The sequence below is a fragment of the Roseinatronobacter sp. genome, assembly GCF_051859525.1.
In the GTDB taxonomy this organism is placed as follows: Bacteria; Pseudomonadota; Alphaproteobacteria; order Rhodobacterales; family Rhodobacteraceae; genus Roseinatronobacter.
In genome coordinates, this window is the sequence record NZ_JBHYFM010000005.1 from 148,752 (window position 1) to 165,344 (window position 16,593).

At 59.8% G+C, this 16,593-nt stretch carries 16 protein-coding genes; 3 read left to right on the forward strand and 13 right to left on the reverse strand.

Features of this window, described 5'->3' with window-relative positions:
• The first annotated feature begins 62 nt into the window (after positions 1 to 62).
• The gene (locus tag ACTIE1_RS07075; RefSeq protein WP_439560953.1) at positions 63 to 842 is read left to right on the forward strand and encodes a rhomboid family intramembrane serine protease; all 780 of its coding nucleotides are present in this window, start codon (positions 63 to 65) and stop codon (positions 840 to 842) included.
• Between the two features lie 48 nt (positions 843 to 890).
• On the opposite strand, the gene ACTIE1_RS07080 is transcribed toward ACTIE1_RS07075, so the two are convergent.
• The 5 genes from ACTIE1_RS07080 to ugpB form a co-directional block, all read right to left on the reverse strand.
• The gene (locus tag ACTIE1_RS07080) at positions 891 to 1,802 is read right to left on the reverse strand and encodes a glycerophosphodiester phosphodiesterase family protein (RefSeq protein ID WP_439560952.1); all 912 of its coding nucleotides are present in this window, start codon (positions 1,800 to 1,802) and stop codon (positions 891 to 893) included.
• 15 nt (positions 1,803 to 1,817) lie between these two features.
• On the reverse strand, positions 1,818 to 2,870 hold the full coding sequence (ugpC, locus tag ACTIE1_RS07085) for a sn-glycerol-3-phosphate ABC transporter ATP-binding protein UgpC (protein WP_439560951.1): 1,053 nt from the start codon (positions 2,868 to 2,870) through the stop codon (positions 1,818 to 1,820).
• A gap of 3 nt (positions 2,871 to 2,873) precedes the next feature.
• Positions 2,874 to 3,722 (reverse strand): sn-glycerol-3-phosphate ABC transporter permease UgpE, encoded by an 849-nt coding sequence (gene ugpE / locus ACTIE1_RS07090; protein WP_439560950.1) that lies wholly within the window; start codon positions 3,720 to 3,722, stop codon positions 2,874 to 2,876.
• Positions 3,723 to 3,734: 12 nt separating this feature from the next.
• Positions 3,735 to 4,625 (reverse strand): sn-glycerol-3-phosphate ABC transporter permease UgpA, encoded by an 891-nt coding sequence (ugpA, locus tag ACTIE1_RS07095; protein WP_439560949.1) that lies wholly within the window; start codon positions 4,623 to 4,625, stop codon positions 3,735 to 3,737.
• Positions 4,626 to 4,691: 66 nt separating this feature from the next.
• Positions 4,692 to 6,014, reverse strand: coding sequence for a sn-glycerol-3-phosphate ABC transporter substrate-binding protein UgpB (ugpB, locus tag ACTIE1_RS07100; RefSeq protein ID WP_439560948.1), 1,323 nt, complete (start codon positions 6,012 to 6,014; stop codon positions 4,692 to 4,694).
• Between the two features lie 180 nt (positions 6,015 to 6,194).
• On the opposite strand from ugpB, the gene ACTIE1_RS07105 reads away from it, so the two are divergent.
• Entirely contained in the window at positions 6,195 to 7,103 is a 909-nt protein-coding gene (locus tag ACTIE1_RS07105; protein WP_439560947.1) for a LysR substrate-binding domain-containing protein, read from the forward strand.
• 54 nt (positions 7,104 to 7,157) lie between these two features.
• On the opposite strand, the gene ACTIE1_RS07110 is transcribed toward ACTIE1_RS07105, so the two are convergent.
• The 7 genes from ACTIE1_RS07110 to ACTIE1_RS07140 form a co-directional block, all read right to left on the reverse strand.
• Positions 7,158 to 8,303, reverse strand: a complete 1,146-nt coding sequence (locus tag ACTIE1_RS07110) for an iron-containing alcohol dehydrogenase (protein WP_439560946.1) — start codon at positions 8,301 to 8,303, stop codon at positions 7,158 to 7,160.
• A 3-nt stretch (positions 8,304 to 8,306) separates the two neighbouring features.
• Positions 8,307 to 9,686: an aldehyde dehydrogenase family protein gene (locus tag ACTIE1_RS07115; RefSeq protein WP_439560945.1), complete on the reverse strand. Its 1,380-nt coding sequence runs from the start codon at positions 9,684 to 9,686 to the stop codon at positions 8,307 to 8,309.
• A gap of 98 nt (positions 9,687 to 9,784) precedes the next feature.
• Positions 9,785 to 11,152: a glutamine synthetase family protein gene (locus ACTIE1_RS07120; RefSeq protein ID WP_439560944.1), complete on the reverse strand. Its 1,368-nt coding sequence runs from the start codon at positions 11,150 to 11,152 to the stop codon at positions 9,785 to 9,787.
• A gap of 119 nt (positions 11,153 to 11,271) precedes the next feature.
• The gene (locus ACTIE1_RS07125; protein WP_439560943.1) at positions 11,272 to 12,309 is read right to left on the reverse strand and encodes a TRAP transporter substrate-binding protein; all 1,038 of its coding nucleotides are present in this window, start codon (positions 12,307 to 12,309) and stop codon (positions 11,272 to 11,274) included.
• 65 nt (positions 12,310 to 12,374) lie between these two features.
• Positions 12,375 to 13,700: a TRAP transporter large permease gene (locus tag ACTIE1_RS07130; protein ID WP_439560942.1), complete on the reverse strand. Its 1,326-nt coding sequence runs from the start codon at positions 13,698 to 13,700 to the stop codon at positions 12,375 to 12,377.
• Complete coding sequence (locus ACTIE1_RS07135) at positions 13,700 to 14,206, reverse strand: TRAP transporter small permease subunit (protein WP_439560941.1); 507 nt, start codon at positions 14,204 to 14,206, stop codon at positions 13,700 to 13,702. The genes ACTIE1_RS07130 and ACTIE1_RS07135 overlap by 1 nt, the downstream gene beginning before the upstream one ends.
• Positions 14,197 to 15,045 (reverse strand): N-formylglutamate amidohydrolase, encoded by an 849-nt coding sequence (locus ACTIE1_RS07140; RefSeq protein WP_439560940.1) that lies wholly within the window; start codon positions 15,043 to 15,045, stop codon positions 14,197 to 14,199. The genes ACTIE1_RS07135 and ACTIE1_RS07140 overlap by 10 nt, the downstream gene beginning before the upstream one ends.
• Positions 15,046 to 15,183: 138 nt before the next feature.
• On the opposite strand from ACTIE1_RS07140, the gene ACTIE1_RS07145 reads away from it, so the two are divergent.
• Positions 15,184 to 16,053: a MurR/RpiR family transcriptional regulator gene (locus ACTIE1_RS07145; protein ID WP_439560939.1), complete on the forward strand. Its 870-nt coding sequence runs from the start codon at positions 15,184 to 15,186 to the stop codon at positions 16,051 to 16,053.
• Positions 16,054 to 16,423: 370 nt separating this feature from the next.
• Here the strand turns inward: ACTIE1_RS07145 and ACTIE1_RS07150 are convergent, their stop codons facing one another.
• Positions 16,424 to 16,591 (reverse strand): inositol monophosphatase family protein, encoded by a 168-nt coding sequence (locus ACTIE1_RS07150; RefSeq protein ID WP_439563317.1) that lies wholly within the window; start codon positions 16,589 to 16,591, stop codon positions 16,424 to 16,426.
• Positions 16,592 to 16,593: the final 2 nt, after the last annotated feature.

Below are 16,593 nucleotides of genomic sequence, written 5' to 3' on the forward strand. Positions count from 1 at the left end.
TTTAACCCTATTATGGCGCCCGGACATGACGTTCGGGCGCCGTTTACTTCCGGACCTGCCGAATGCTGATTCCGATACGCGATCATAACCCGTCTGTGCGCAGGCCCTTTGTCACCTATGCGCTGATCGCAACGAATATTCTGGTTTTTATTGGCTATTCGGACCTGTTCGCGCAAGAGCGTGAATTGATGAACTTCTTCCAAAGCTGGGGCATGTTGCCCGCGCGCCTTGGTATGGGCGAAGGCTTTGCCACGCTGCTGACACATCAATTCTTGCATGGCAATCTGGTGCATCTGGGGTCCAATTTGTTGTTTTTATGGATATTCGGAAACAACATGGAAGATGTCTGGGGGCATTTCCGTTTTCTGGGGTTCTATTTGCTGTGCGGGATTGCCGCGGCGGGCCTGCAATTCGCATCAGATCCGAATTCGGTCATTCCCATGGTGGGCGCGTCGGGGGCGATCGCGGGTGTGCTGGGGGGGTATTTGTTATTCTATCCCCGCGCACGGGTCGACCTGTTCCTGTTTCTGATCGTCATTTTCCGCGTCATACCTGCACCGGCATGGGTTGTGCTGGGGGGCTGGTTCGCGCTGCAACTTCTGGGCGGGGTTTCAACACCGGCAGGTGTCGGTGGCGTGGCCTATTGGGCGCATGCGGGCGGGTTCATCGCGGGCGTTGTGCTGTCATACCCGCTGTGGCAGCGTCTGGGCGGTCGGGCGTTCTGGTCACGCTGTCTGGGCCAGCCGCCACACCCCGAAGCGCGCTACCGCTTTGTCGCGTCCAACGTGCCCAGATCCGGCAAACCTGCACGGTTCCGGCCCAATCCGTGGCACAGAAAGTAGCAGGCACGAATACAGGCCGCCGGACCCGCGTGTCTTATGCCGCCCGCATCACGCGACAGCGGCACCAAGCAGCTGCTGGACACGGGCAGGGTAGTCGGTGATGATGCCGTCCACACCCATTGCAATCATGCTGCGGATATCGTCATCATTATTGACAGTCCACGCGTTGACAGCCAGATCAAGCGCATGCGCTTCCGCCAGCCGCGCCGGTGTCAGATCACGGAAATAGGGGCACCACGCTTTTGCGCCCTGCGCGGCGATCAATGCGGGCAGGCTGCCGCCGAAATCCGCGCGGTCCAGCCCGTCCATCAGCGCGCCACCATCAACGATATTCGTCTCTTGCCCCTGTTGTTCAAAGCTGAGATAGGCGCGCGCAATGTCAGGGGCCAGACGGCGCAGCGCAGACAGCACACGCCAGTCAAACGAGGATATGACAACCCGTGCGGACAGCCCGAATTGCTGCACCAGTTGCGCAACATCTTCGGCCAGAAACTCGGGCGGGTCGCCCAGATCGGGCTGGTGGGCATGTGACTTGATCTCGATATTGATCAGCAGACCCGCATCTGCCTGCGCCCAGTCCAGAAATTCTGCAAGCGTCGGAATGCGCGCCCCGTCAAGGGGGCGTTGCTGCGGGTAGCGGCTGGCATAGTCCGTCGCGCCATTCAGTCGGCCTATGTCATAATGGCGCAGCGCGTCCACACTCAGGTCAATGACTTTCGGTCCCGGCGCGGGCAGCCAGTTTCCCTGCGCGTCGCGCGTATGCGCCATGGGCAAAAGCGGGTCATGCAGAATAACAGGAACCCGCCCCTTGGCGTTCTGCACGTCCAGTTCCACGGCTGTCACGCCGATTTCATGTAGATAATCGAATCCCGCCATCGTGTTTTCCGGCAGAACGCCACGCGCGCCGCGATGTCCGTAGATTTGCGGTTGCCCTGCCTGACGGCGCAGGATATTGGTCATAATTGCCTGCCCTGTTTATGCAACGCGCTTGCCGGTTGCCGCGTCGAACGGATGCAGGCTTTCGCGCCGCACAGTGAAGGACAGGGACTGCCCTTCTTCAACCGAAGGGACATGCGGCAGCCGCACGATCATATTTTCCTTCACCCCGTCGAAACGCAAATGCAGATGGCTTTCTGCGCCGGCAGGTTCCAGCAACAACAATGTTCCCGTCAGAATCAGGTCGCCATCGGCTGGCGCGTCCAGTGCGAAATCTTCGGGACGGATGCCGATAAGATCGGCGGATTGCGGGATATGCGCCAGTGTTTCGGCCGGTTGCGTGCTGCGCAGGTAGTCGGCGGGCAGCATGTTCATTGCGGGTGATCCGATGAAGCCTGCCACAAAGGTGGTTTCGGGGTGCGAGTAGACCTGCATTGGCGTGCCGATCTGTTCAATCCGCCCGCCATTCAGCACCACCAGACGGTCCGCCATGGTCAGCGCTTCCAACTGGTCATGGGTCACATACAAGGATGTGGTTGCAAGGCGCTTTTGCAACTGCCGGATTTCGACACGCATCTGGACACGCAGTTTTGCGTCAAGGTTCGACAACGGCTCGTCAAACAGGAACGCGGCCGGTTCGCGCACAAGTGCGCGGCCCATCGCTACGCGCTGGCGTTGGCCACCCGATAGCTGGCGCGGCTTGCGGTCAAGAAACTTGCCAATCTCCAGCATTTCGGCGGCTTGCTTCACCCGCTGTTCAATCTCGGCTTTTTTGAAACCGCGGTTCTTCAGCCCGTAAGCCAGATTGTTGAACACCGTCATATGCGGATAAAGCGCATAATTCTGGAACACCATTGCAATGTCACGTTCCGCCGGTTCCAGCTGATTTACGACACGGTCCCCGATCTTCAGCGTCCCTTCGGTGATCGTTTCCAGCCCTGCGACCATACGCAGAAGCGTGGATTTGCCGCAGCCGGAAGGGCCGACAAGGACGATCATCTCGCCGTCCTTGATGTCGATATTGACATCGGTGACGGCGCGCACATCGCCCGTATACACCTTGCCCAGATTAGCCATGGTAATTGAAGCCATGTGTTATTTCTCCGTCTCGGTCAGGCCCTTAACAAACAGGCGCTGCATGAACAGGATTACAAGAACGGGCGGCAGCGCGGCCAGCACAACAGTTGCCATGACCAGATGCCACAGCGGTTCGCTGTCGCCACCTGTGACCATGCGCTGAATGCCCATGACGATTGTGTAGTATTCAGGGTCTGTCGTGATCAGAAGCGGCCAGAGATACTGGTTCCACCCATAGATGAACATGATCACGAACAGCGCAGCGATATTGGTAATCGACAAGGGCATCAGAATGTCCTTGAAGAATTTCATCGGCCCCGCCCCGTCAACGCGGGCGGCTTCCATCAGCTCCTCGGGGACAGTCATGAAAAACTGCCGGAACAGGAATGTGGCCGTTGCGCTGGCGATCAGGGGGATCGACAGGCCCGCGAAGGAATTCAGCATCCCGAAATCGGCAACCACCTGAAAGGTGGGCACAATCCGCACTTCGACCGGCAGCATCAGTGTCATGAAGATGATCCAGAAGAAAAAGATGCGTCCGGGGAAACGGAAATACACGATCGCAAAGGCCGAGATGATCGAGATGGACAGTTTGCCGATGGTGATGGCCATCGCCATGATGAAGCTGTTCCACATCATCCCGCCAATGGGGGGCGTGCCCGCCCGCGACCGTCCTTCGGTGATGACCGTGCGGTAATTTTCCCATGCGTTGGGCCCCGGCAGCAGCGGCATGACGCCGCGCACGAAGGTTCCCGGCGGATGGGTCGAGGCGATGATCGCCACATAGACCGGAAAGACGACGATGGCGACGCCGACGATCAGAATGACATGGGCGAAGAAGTTGCCCCAGCGATTGTTATCGACCATGGTTCAGCCCCTTCAGTAGTTCACGCGCCGCTCGATATAGCGGAACTGGATCACGGTCAGAATGATGACAATCCCCATCAGGATGACCGATTGCGCCGCAGACGAGCCGAAATTCAAATTGACGAAACCGTCGCGATAGACCTTGTAGACAAGGATTGTCGTTGCCTGACTTGGCCCGCCTTCGGTGGTGGCGTGGATCACGCCGAATGTGTCGAACATGGCATAGACAATATTCACCACCATCAGGAAGAAGGTGATCGGCGACAGCAGCGGGAACACAATCGTCCAGAATCGTTTCATGCGGCTGGCCCCGTCGATTGCCGCGGCCTCGATCAGGGATTGCGGGATGGATTGCAGACCGGCAAGGAAAAACAGGAAGTTATAGCTGATCTGCCGCCATGCCGATGCGATAATAACCATGATCATGGCATCATTGCCGTTGCGCCGGTGGTTCCAGTCATAGCCGACCATGTCCAGAATGTAGGGCATGATCCCCAGCGTGGGGTTGAAAATGAACCACCACAGAACGCCCGCAATCGCCGGTGCAATCGCATAGGGCCAGACAAGGAATGTTGTATAGCTGTCGCGCGAACGTATCATGCGGTTGACCATGACCGCGAACAGAAGCGCCACGCCCATCGACAGGATGGTTGTCCCCACCGAGAAGATGAATGTGGTCTTGAGTGAGTTCAGATACAGATCATCGTTGAACAATGCCTGAAAGTTCTGGAACCACACAAAGGTTGGCGGCCGGATTCCGAACGCATCCCCCTGACGGTAGACCGACTGGATCAGCGCCTGATAGGATGGCCAGATGAAGAAGATCAGCGTGATGATCACCTGTGGCGCCAGCAGCGCATAGGGCAACCACTTGCTGGAGAAGGTCATGCGTTTGGTTTGCATCGTATCCGGTCCGACAAAAAAGAATGCGGCCCGCCCCCGGAACAGGGACGGGCCGACATATCAGTTTCAGTTCATCGAGGCTTCGAATTCGCGCAGCAGGGCGTTGCCACGACGCACCGCGTCATCTGCCGCTTGCTGGCCGGATTTGCTGCCCGACATCACCGCTTCCATCTCCTCCGAGATGACATCGCGGATCTGGACGAAATTGCCGAAACGTAGACCGCTGGAATTTTCGGTCGGCGGATTCAGCGTCATTTGCCGGATCGATGTGTCTGCACCGGGGTTCGCTTCGTAATAGCCCTGCTCGGTTGTCAGGTCGAACGATGCCTGTGTGATCGGCAGATAGCCGGTGTCCTGATGCCATTGGGCCTGAACTTCGGGCTGGGACAGGAATTCGAAGAAGCGCGCTGTGCCCTCGTATTCCTCGTCGGTGTGGCCGGTCAGAACCCACAGGGTTGCGCCACCGATGATGGTGTTTTGCGGCGCGCCTTCGATATCATCATAGTAGGGCTGGAAGCCGAAGCCTACGTTGAAATCGGAATTGGCAAGCACACCTGCGCGGCTGGCGGACGACCCGAATACGAACCCGCATTCGCCCGCATAGAATGCCGGGAAGGCATCGGGGCCAGGGCCAGGGCCACCCCAGCGGAAGACATTGCCATCCTGCCATGCGGCAAGGTTATCCCAGTGGCGTGCCACATGGTCGTTGTTGAAAACGAATTCCGTGTCAAACCCTTCGAACCCGTTGGCCTGTGTGCCCAGCGGGATGTTGTGCCATGCGCTGAAGTTTTCCAGCATCACCCAGCTTGGCCATGACGTGGTGAACCCGCAAGGTGCAGCGCCCGATTCGACGATGGCGCGTGCGGCTGCCTCGGCCTCGGCCCATGTTGCGGGCGGTGTTTCAGGGTCAAGGCCCGCAGCTTCAAACACGTCCTTGTTGTAATACATGATGGGCGTGGACGAATTGAACGGGAAGGACAGCAAATTGCCGTTTGGATCGGTATAATAGCTGACCACTGTGTCCAGATAGGCGCTGGGGTCGAATGGGACGTCAAAATCATCCATCAACTGATAGATCGGATAGATTGCGCCTTCTGCCGCCATCATCGTGCCGGTGCCAACCTCGAAGACCTGCAGGATATGCGGTTGCTGGTTTGCGCGGAATGCGGCGATCGCGCCGGTCATTGCCTCGGTATAGGTGCCGCGGTAGCTGGGCACGACGCGAAACTCGTCCTGAGTCTCGTTGAAGCTTTCGGCAACGCCCTCAAGCAGTTCGCCCAGCTCGCCGCCCATGGCGTGCCACCAGTTGATGGTGGTTTGCGCATTGGCCCAGACAGGGGTTAGTGCGGTGGTCGCGGCGATACAGGCGCCAAACACTTGTTTCTTCATGATTTCCTCCCTTTCGAAGGTAGCGATGGAACTGTTCGGTTGTCACGGGGGCAAGGTTTTGTCCCCGCTCGCTACGGTGCCTAGCGTGGCATTGTAACAATCATAAGACAAGACAATTTTTTTATTTTCTAACATAACATTTTATTATATCATATGCTGCGCAAGCAGGGGGAAGCCAGCATGTCAGGACAAATCAGCCCGCGCCAGTTGGAAGCGTTTCATGCCGTGGTCGAACATGGCACGATGACGCGCGCCTCCCAGCAATTGAATGTGTCGCAGCCCGCCGTCAGCAGGCTTTTGTCCGATCTGGCAAATGATCTGGGCTTCAATCTGTTCGACCGGCGTGACGGGCGCCTTGTGCCCACACAGGAAGCACGGTTCTTGCTGCCCGATATCCGGCGCTTGCTGGAACTTCTGAACCGAATCTCGGAAACCAGCCGCGACATTACCCAGCGCAAGGCAGGTGATTTGCGAATCGCCTCATTGCCGGGATTCGCCATCAGCCATCTGCCGCGTGTCGTGGCCCAGTTTTTGAAGGACCGCCCCGGCGTCACCGTGACGCTGGAACCGGACCGCCCCGAACGTATTCTGGAATGGATGGTCGGCGAACAGTTTGATTTCGGCATCACCGACGGGTTCGAGGGGCACCCCGCGGTCGAGCACGAGGAAGTGCGCGTCCGAACTGTGTGTATTTTCCCCGAAGGCAGCCCGCTTGCGCGGCTGGACACCATCAGACCGCGTGATCTGGTGGCGCATAAGCTGATCCATACACGCCGCGACAGCCCGTTCTTCCGCTTGCTGACCGAGGCGTTCGCCGCTGATGGCCAAAGCATCACAACCTTTGTCGAAGCGCGCCAGTTTACCACGGCCTGCGAATTCGTCGCGCAAGGCGTTGGCGTGTCCGTCATCAGTGAACTGGATGCCGTGAAATATCGGGGGCAGGGGGTGGATTACCGGCCCTTCCGGCCGGTCATTCCACACCGCCTGTCCCTTGTGCGCCCGATCCATAAGCAGCCGTCCATGATCACGCTTGAATTCATGGAATGCTTTATCGAAAGTCTGCGCCCCTTCCTGCTGGATGATGCCTGAGCGCGTGGGGCAACAGGGCGCGATCCCGTCGTGATGATCGCGCCCCTTTTCCCGTCACATGCAATCGTCGAACAAGGCGCGCGTATTCGCTTGTGTCAACTCGATCGGGTTGCCCCCGCAGGACGGGTCAAGCAATGCCATCTGTGTCAACTCGTCCAGTCGCGCGCGTTCCACACCCAGCGCCGACAGGTTTTCGGGAATGGACAGCGCCGCGCGCAAGTCCATGATGCGTGCACGGAACCCGTCAAACCCGCCATCAATACCGATATAGGCACTGGCGCGGGCAATCCGGTCCTCGATCGCGGGGCGGTTGAAATCCAGCACCATAGGCATGACCACAGCGTTGGTGGTGCCATGATGGGTGTTGTACACCGCCCCGATCGGATGGCTTAGCGCATGGATCGCCCCCAACCCCTTCTGGAAGGCCACAGCCCCCATGGCGGCGGCAGACATCATGTTCGCGCGCCCCTCCAGATCATCAGGGGTGGCATAAACGCGGGGCAGGTTTTCTAAGACCAGCCGCATCCCCTCCAGTGCGATACCCTGTGACATGGGGTGATAATGCGGGCTGCAATACGCCTCCAGACAATGGGCCAGGGCGTCCATGCCGGTGCCCGCCGTGATAAAGGCAGGCATGCCCACAGTCAGCGCAGGGTCACAAATGGTGACAACCGGCATCAGTTTGGGGTGAAAGATGATCTTCTTGCGGTGTGTCGCACTGTCGGTCAGCACACCTGCGCGCCCGACCTCGGACCCAGTGCCGGCGGTGGTGGGCACTGCAATGATGGGCGCAATCGTGTCCGCATTCGCCCGCGTCCACCAATCGCCGATATCTTCCAGATCCCACACGCCCACAGGCTGGTCCACCATCAGCGCGATCATCTTGCCCAGATCCAGCGCCGAGCCGCCGCCGAAGGCCACAACCCCGTCATGCCCGCCTGCGCGGTAAACATCCAGACCAGCGGTCATATTGGCTTCGGTGGGGTTGGGGTCCACGTCCGAAAACACGGCGCGGCCCAGCCCTGCGGCATCCAGCACATCCAGTGCCTGCGCGGTGATGGGCAATGCCGCCAGCGCCTTGTCCGTGACCAGCAGCGGGCGCATCATGCCCGCAGCCTGACAATGCTGCGCCAGTTCCGAAATCCGGCCCACGCCGAATTTGATGGCGGTCGGATAGCTCCAGTTTGCCGAAAATGACATGTTTCAGACCTTCTTCAGATGGTAGGATTTGGACCGCGTCAGCGCCAGATAACCCAGTTTCGACAAGGCCGCACCGCGCCCAGTGTCCTTGCAGCCCGACCAGCACAGCGCCGGGTCCAGATAATCGCAGCGGTTCATCAGAATGGTGCCGCATTCCAGCTGTGCCCCAATGGCGCGCGCGGCATCCGCATCCCCTGTCCAGATTGAGGCTGTCAACCCATAGGGGGAATCGTTCATCAGTTCCACCGCCTGCGCATCCCCCTGCACCGGCATGATGCCCACAACGGGGCCAAAGCTCTCCTCGCGCATGACGCGCATGGAATGGTCCACATCAACCAGAATTTGCGGCGCCAGATAGGCCCCGCCATCATCGGCAGGGAACAGGGCAGGGTCGATCAGGGCGCGTGCGCCCGCGCCCAATGCATCGTCAATCTGGCTGCGCACTGTGGCGGCAAAACGCGCATGCGCCATCGGGCCCATGGTGGTGTCCTGTTCCAGCGGGTTGCCCAGTTTCTGCTCGTTCACCCACGCCACGGCCTTCTCGACAAATGCCCCATACAGGCTTTCATGGACATAAATCCGCTCGATCCCGCAGCAGCACTGGCCGGAATTGAACATCGCCCCGTCCATCAGCCCAGCCACAGCGGCATCCAGATCGGCATCTTCGCGCACATAGCCCGGATCCTTGCCGCCCAGTTCCAGCCCGACACCTGTGAACGTGCCCGCCGCCGCGCGTTCAATCGCCTGACCGCCACCCACGGACCCCGTGAAATTCACAAACCCGAAAGCCCGCTCGCCGATCAGCGCCTCGGTCGTGGCATGGTCCAGAACAAGGTTCTGGAACACATCTTCCGGCACACCGCCCGCATGCATCGCCTGCGCCAGCCGCTCGCCCGCCAGAAGGGTCTGGCTGGCATGTTTCAACACAACCGCGTTCCCCGCGATCAAGGCAGGGACAACAGTGTTCACGGCGGTCAGAAAGGGGTAATTCCACGGTGCAATCACAAACACCACGCCCTGCGGCTCGCGCGCCAGAACGCGGCTCAGGGTGGCACTCTCCTCGATGACCTCATCCGCCAGCGCCTCAGCGGCAATTTGCGCCATATAGGATGCACGTTCGCGCACCCCGCCCATTTCGCCCCCATATCGCACCGGGCGCCCCATCTGCCAGGCCAGCTCCTGCACAATCTCGGCATTCATGCCGTCCAGCGCCTCGATACCCGCCATGACCAGATCGACACGCTCTTGCAGCGGGCGCGCGGCCCAGTCCTTTTGCGCCTTCCGTGCACGCATGACACAGGCCCGCGCCTCGGTCAGCGGCAGGGCCGTGCGTTCGGCATGAACCGACCCATCCACGGGCGAGATCAGCTTGATCGTAGACATTCTTGCTCCTGTTTTCTGCCCCGCGCCCCGTGGGGCCTTCGGGCTTCATCTTGCCAAAAATACTCAATGCAAAGGGCGCGCGCGCACCGCCCGTGCGCTCAGCCCCGTTCCAGCAACCGCCTGCGTTCCCAATCGGTCACCACGCGGTCATGTTCTGCAATCTCCCAGCGCGCGGCATGGGTGTAATGCGCCACCACCTCATCCCCGAAGGCCGCGCGCAACATCTCCGATCCCTCCAGCAGGTCGGCTGCCTCGCGCAGGGTCTTGGGGATCTCGCGCGCCTCGCGGGCGCCATACATATCACCGCGCAATTCCGGCTCCAGCGCCATACCCTGCTCGATCCCCGCAAGCCCCGCCGCCAACAGCGCCGCACAGGCCAGATAGGGGTTCAGATCCGCGCCCCCGATACGGCATTCCACGCGCACCGCCTTGCTGCCATCGCCGCACACACGGAAACCGGCTGTGCGGTTGTCCAGCGACCACACCGCCTTGGTGGGGGCAAACATACCCGTGCAGAACCGCTTGTAGCTGTTCACATTCGGCGCCAGAAAGGCCGTGATCTCGCGGGCATGGGCCAGTTGCCCCGCCATATACTGGCGCATCAGCGCCGACATGCCATATTCGGCATCGCGGTCCATGAAGGCGGCAGCCCCCTCCGGCGTCCATAGGGATTGGTGCACATGGCTGGACGATCCCGCGCGCCGGTGGTCATATTTGGCCATAAAGGTCACGGACTTGCCCAGGCCATGCGCGATTTCCTTCGTCGCCTGCTTGGTAATCACATGATAATCGGCGGTGGTCAGCATATCGGCATAGCGGATATTGATTTCTGCCTGACCTGCCTCCGCCTCGCCCTTGGAATTCTCCACCGGAATGCCCGCCCCATACAGACCATTGCGCAGCGCCCGCATCAGCGGCTCTTCCTTGGTGGTCTGGAACAGGTGGTAATCCTCGTTATAGGCCGAGATCGGCGTCAGCCGCTCTGTGCCCGCATCGCGCAATGCCTCATAGCTCTGCTCGAAAATATAGAATTCCAGCTCCGTTGCGGCCATCGCCACATAGCCCAGCGCCTGCGCCCGCGCGATCTGGCGTTTCAGAATGGCGCGCGGCGAAATGCTGATTTCCTCATGGGTGTGGTGGTCCACCAGATCACACAGCACCAGCGCCGTCCCCTCCAGCCAGGGCAGGGGGCGCAGTGTCGCCAGATCGGGTTTCATGGTGTAATCGCCATACCCCTTGGCCCAGCTTGTCGACTCATACCCTTCGACGGTCAGCATCTCCATATCGGTGGCCAGCAGGTAATTGCAACAATGCGTCTCCTCATAGCCCGATGCCAGAAAATGCGCGGCATGAAACCGCTTGCCCATCAGCCGGCCCTGCATGTCGGGGGCTGCGACCAACACTGTATCAATCTCGCCTGCATCAAACGCTTTTTGCAGATCCTGCAATGTCATTTCAGCGCCCATAAGCCTGTCCTCCTACCACATCCAGCACGCGCGGGTTTACCCGTTTTCATTCTGGTGAAAATATCCTCGGGGGGTGCGGGGGGCAGACAGCCCCCCGCCCTTTGCCGGTCAAACCAGCCCTAGCTGTAGCGATAGGGGCGGCCTGCTTTGTCCATTGCCGCATTATAGGCGCGGAACACCTCGACCACGCGGCGCTTGGTGTCGGATTCCGCTGCGATCTCTTCCCAGAAATCGCGCGCGGCCCCTTCAACGCCGGCCCATTCCGCATCGGGAATCGATGTCAGTTCCAGTTTCGTGCCTTCGGTGCGCAGCCGCGCCTCGCCTGCCCAATACCAGTGCTGGCGGTAGTAATGCGACTGCTCGAAACAGGTTGCCATCAGGTTGCGCAAATGTTCGGGCAATTCGTTCCAGCGGTCCATATTGGCAAAGAAATGCCCGATCCAAGCGCCAGAGATATTGTTGGTCAGGAAGTGGCTGCAAATATCAGCCCAGCCCACCTCATAGGCTTCCGTGATCCCGCACCAGGCCACGCCGTCAATCTCGCGGGTTTGCAACGCGATTTCCACGTCTTCCCATGGCACGCTGACGGGCACCACGCCGAATTGCGACAGGAACCGTCCCGCTGTGGGGAAGGTAAAGACCCGCTTGCCCTCAAGATCACCCAGCGAGGTGATGGGCGAGGAGGTGATGAAATGGCACGGGTCCCATGATCCGGCGGAAATATGCTTGATGCCCACCTTCTCGTATTCCTCGGCCCAGATTTCATTCAGGCCCCAGTCATTGAACAATGCGGGCACGTCCAGAGAGTAGCGGCTGGCAAAGGGGAAATAGCCGCCGAACACGGTGACTTCGGTGGGGCTTGCCATGCTGTCATCATCCGATTGAACCGCATCGATTGTGCCGCGCTGCATGGCCTGGAACAGTTCTTCCGTGGGCACAAGCTGGTCGGCATAGAACAGGTCAATCTGCATTTCATCGCCCGCGATGGCGTTGAACATGTCGATGGCAGGCTTTGCCACCTGTGCGCCAAGCGCCGCACCCGCATAGGTTTGCAACCGCCAGCGGATGGTGGATTGCGCGCGCACTGCGGGGGCGGCCAGTGTTGCCGCGCCGCCAAGGGCGCTGGTGGTCAGAAATTTCCGTCTTGTCGTTGTCATGGGGTCTTCCTTCCTGTCTTGGGTTTCAGTTGGTCGGGCGCGTTATCCGCGCCTTCTGTCGGGGTTCAGGGAAATACCACACCGGGCAGCCACAGCGCGATCTGTGGAAAGATCATCACCAGCGCAAGGCCTATGACCATCACCCCCACAAAGGGCACAATGGAGCGGTAGATATCAATCAGCGACACTTCCTTCGGGGCCATGGCCCGCATCAGGAACAGGTTATACCCGAAAGGCGGCGTCATATAGGCGATCTGGCATGTGATGGTATAGAGTACCCCATACCAGATCAGGTCGAATTCCAGCATGCGGACAATCGGCACATAGAGTGGCGCGACAATGACCAGCATGGCCGTGTCATCCAGAAACATGCCCATCAGAATAAAGGAAATCTGCATCAGGATCAGGATTTCCCAACGCCCGAGGCCAAGGTTTTCCATAAACAGCGCGCGCACGAAATCCACGGCACGCAGCCCGTCGAACACGGCCCCGAAGGCCAGTGCGGCAAGGATGATCCACAAGAACATGCATGAAATGGCCAGTGTCTTGCGGGTGCAGCGTTCCAGCACGTCCCAGTTCATGCGGCCCTTGGCCACTGACACTGCCAGCGCGGCCACGGCCCCCACGACCGAACTTTCGACCAGCCGCGTGTAGCCCAGCACGAACGGCACCATCATCACCGCGAAAATGCCCAGCGGCATCAGACCGGCCAGCAGAAGGCGGTATTTTTCCGAACGGGTCACGCGGGCCAGTTCGTCAGGGTCGATGGTCGGGCCAAGGGCGGGGTTAATCTTGCAACGTATCCAGATATAGATGATGAACAGCGTGGCCAGCATCAGCCCCGGCAGCAGGCCCGCCATCCACAACTGCCCCACCGGCTGGCGTGCGATCATGGCATACAGCACCAGCACCACCGATGGCGGCACCAGAATCCCAAGGCTCGATCCCGCCTGAATAACGCCTGTGACCATGCGCTTGTCGTAATTGCGTTTCAGCAATTCCGGCAGCGCGATTGTGGCCCCGATTGCCATGCCCGCCACGCTTAGCCCGTTCATGGCTGAAATCAGCACCATCAATACAATCGTGCCAATCGCCAGCCCCCCCGGCACAGGGCCGAACCAGACATGGAACATGCGGTACAGGTCATCGGCCAGTTTGCTTTCCGACAGCACATAGCCCATGAAAATGAACATCGGCAATGTCATCAACGGAAACCAGTTCATCAGCTTGATGGTCTGCGCGAAGGCCAGATCATGCCCGCCCCGGTCGCCCCATAGCCAGACCGCCGCCACCACCGCAACGAAGCCAATGACGCCGAACATGCGCTGGCCGGTCAGCATTACCACCAGCATCGACCCGAACATCAGGGCTGCAATCATTTCATATGACATCAGATGTCCTTGCCCCTGAGTTTGGCGATATCACGGATCAGAAACGCCGTGCATTGCAGGATCATCAGCACAATGCCCACGCACATGACAATCTTGATCGGCGCCATATAGGGCCGCCACAATCCGCGGCGGCGTTCGCCATATTCCAGCGCATATTGCGTGCTTTCAATTCCGCCCCACAGCAACACGCCCAGATAGACCAGCAGCGTGAAGATGGTGATCGCATCGACCATGGCCTTGGTGCGGTCCGACCAGCGCGAATATAACAGGTCCATTCGCACCGCAGACCCCATTTGCAACGAATAGGCGCCCCCCAGCATGAAATACCCAAGCAGAAGGAATTGCGCCATCTCGTCCGTCCAGATTTGCGGGGTGAAGCCCGCGCGCGCAATGGCCCCCCACATCAGCACCGCCATCAATGCAAACAACCCCCACATGGCCAGACGGCCCACACGGTAGTTCAGCGCCTCGACCCAGCGGACATAGGTGATCAGGATTACGGGCATGGGCGTTCCATTACACTGGCGATTGCACCGGCAATAACGGGGGCCAGACGGGCGGCAATCTCGGCCTGCTGTTCGGGGGTGGCAATCAGGTCATTGCGCAATTCAAGCATGGCATTGGGCAGGAAATAGGGCAGGGCGTGCAGGCGCAGCGTATGGGTGACGTGGTCTGCGGCGCTGTATGGTTCGTTCAGGCGCGTCACCAGCCCTGTCGGCGCGGCCGCTGCGGCAATGGCCAGTGCCAGTTCGGGGGCATCATCATGGATGATTCCGAATTCCACATCGCGGGGCTGGCCATGCCATGTGGGCGTGAAGGAATGTATCGTCACAATGCAGGGGCGTGTGCCCAGCAGCAGGGCGCGCGCGATGCGCGCGCGGACATGGTTGTGAAACGGCAGATACAGCGCTTGCATGCGCGCCATGCGCTGGCCGGTATCCAGCCCCTGATTCTGCGTGATCTGGAAGGCTTCGGACTGTGCGGGCATGGCGTCCATGCGGTCGGGGCTGCGGTTCAGGTCGTAAACCAGCCGCGACAGGGGCGCGTGCACCAGTTCTGCCGCGCCGGTCATCTGCCCCAGCAATGGCCCCAATGCGCGTGCCAGCCCCAGCGCGCCGGGGTCACTGGCCACATGTGCGGCCATTTGTGCAGGGTCATTGTCGAAATCTGCCCATGGCGGGGCAACTGCATTCGAGGCATGTTCGCAAATCAACAAAACCTGCGGCGCCTGATCATCGGACAAGGGCGCATCAAGGCTGGTCCATACCTCGGACGTGCCGGACCAGTCCGGGCCCGCAGCCTGTGGCATCGCATAGGTGCGTGTTGCGAAATCCAGTTCTGGCATCACCCTGTCCATGAAGCAAAGAATACCCGAAGCCTGCCGCATCATGGCTTATTTCGTCAAGACTTTTTCTTGCATTGTTTTTTTGTAACAAGCATTACAAACTTGTTTGCGGTTCTTTCAAACCAAGGGGGGGCAGGAATGAAACCCGTCGACACATTGGAGGCGCGGTTGCGCGCGGCAATGCCGGATATGACGCGTGCCGAACGCCAGCTTGCGGCCTATATGCTTGGGAATTTTCCGGTTTCGGTGCTGGGCAGCGTATCGGACGTTGCCCGCGCGGCCGAAGTGTCGGGGCCGACAGTGGTGCGACTGGTGCGCAAGCTGGGGTTTTCGGGGTACCCCGAATTCCGCGCACAACTGCATGAGGATCTGGGCGAAAGACTGGCCTCGCCCATATCAAAGCACGAAAAATGGGCAGGGGCGGGCGCGCAGGATCATATTCTGAACCGATTTGGCCAAAGCGTGATCGACAATGTGAATACAACGCTGCGCCAGCAGGATCTGGTCAGCTTCGATGATGTGGCGCGAATCCTGTCGGACCGGACGCGGCCTGTGCATATGGTCGGCGGGCGTTTGACGCGGTCGATTGCGGAATATTTCGCCACCGCGCTGAAAGTGATGCGGGCAGATGTGTCGTTGCTGTCCAGCCTGCCCAATACATGGCCGCCCGCGCTGCTGGACATGACGGAACGTGACGTGCTGGTGGTGTTCGACATACGCCGGTATGAACCGTCGGTGATGCAGCTTGCCGAACTGGCCAGCGAACAGGGGGTCGAGGTTGTCCTGCTGACCGACAGATGGGTGTCGCCAGCGGCCAGTGTCGCGCGCCACATCCTTGCCAGTCACATCGAGGTGCCATCCGCATGGGATACGGTGGTGCCACTTGTCGCCATTGTCGAGGCGATGCTGGCGCGGATTCAGGAACGCAACTGGTCCGATACCAGCGAGCGGCTGGAACGTATGGAATCGCTTTATGAGCAGATGCGCCTGTTCAAGCGGTTGCGCTAGAGCGTATTGCGCTAAAGTGAAAACCGGTTTTGCGCATAAAAACATGCGGAAATAACAAACTAGCGCCTGTCGCGATCAGGCGGGCTTGTGCGGTTTGCGGGTGGGAAAGGCTGAAATGGGACGTTGAGGAAAAGCCCAAGGCGCGGGACAAGGCCGTAGGCCGCCGCGCCATTGGCGGGCCGTCCCGCGGCCTGCCGATTCCCCTGATGGCATTTCAAGCCTTTAACGCCGGAGTATGCCGCCTGCATAAAGCGCATTCAAAAAATGTCGGACCGGCAGACCCCGGCCCGCCGATAGCGCGGCCCTATCCAGGCACCAATGACCGCAACAGGCCAATCATTCCAGCCCGTCAGGCGCCGTCAGGGTCAGATCACTCCGGCCGCTTGCGCAGCAGACGGGCGAAATTGTCGAAAACGCCGGAATTGGCTGCAATAACCTCTCCGCGTTCCAGAATATCGCTGCCTTCGCGGATTGGCGCGATGAACCCGCCTGCCTCGAGCACCAGCAACAAGCCCGCTGCAATATCCCAAGGCTGCAATT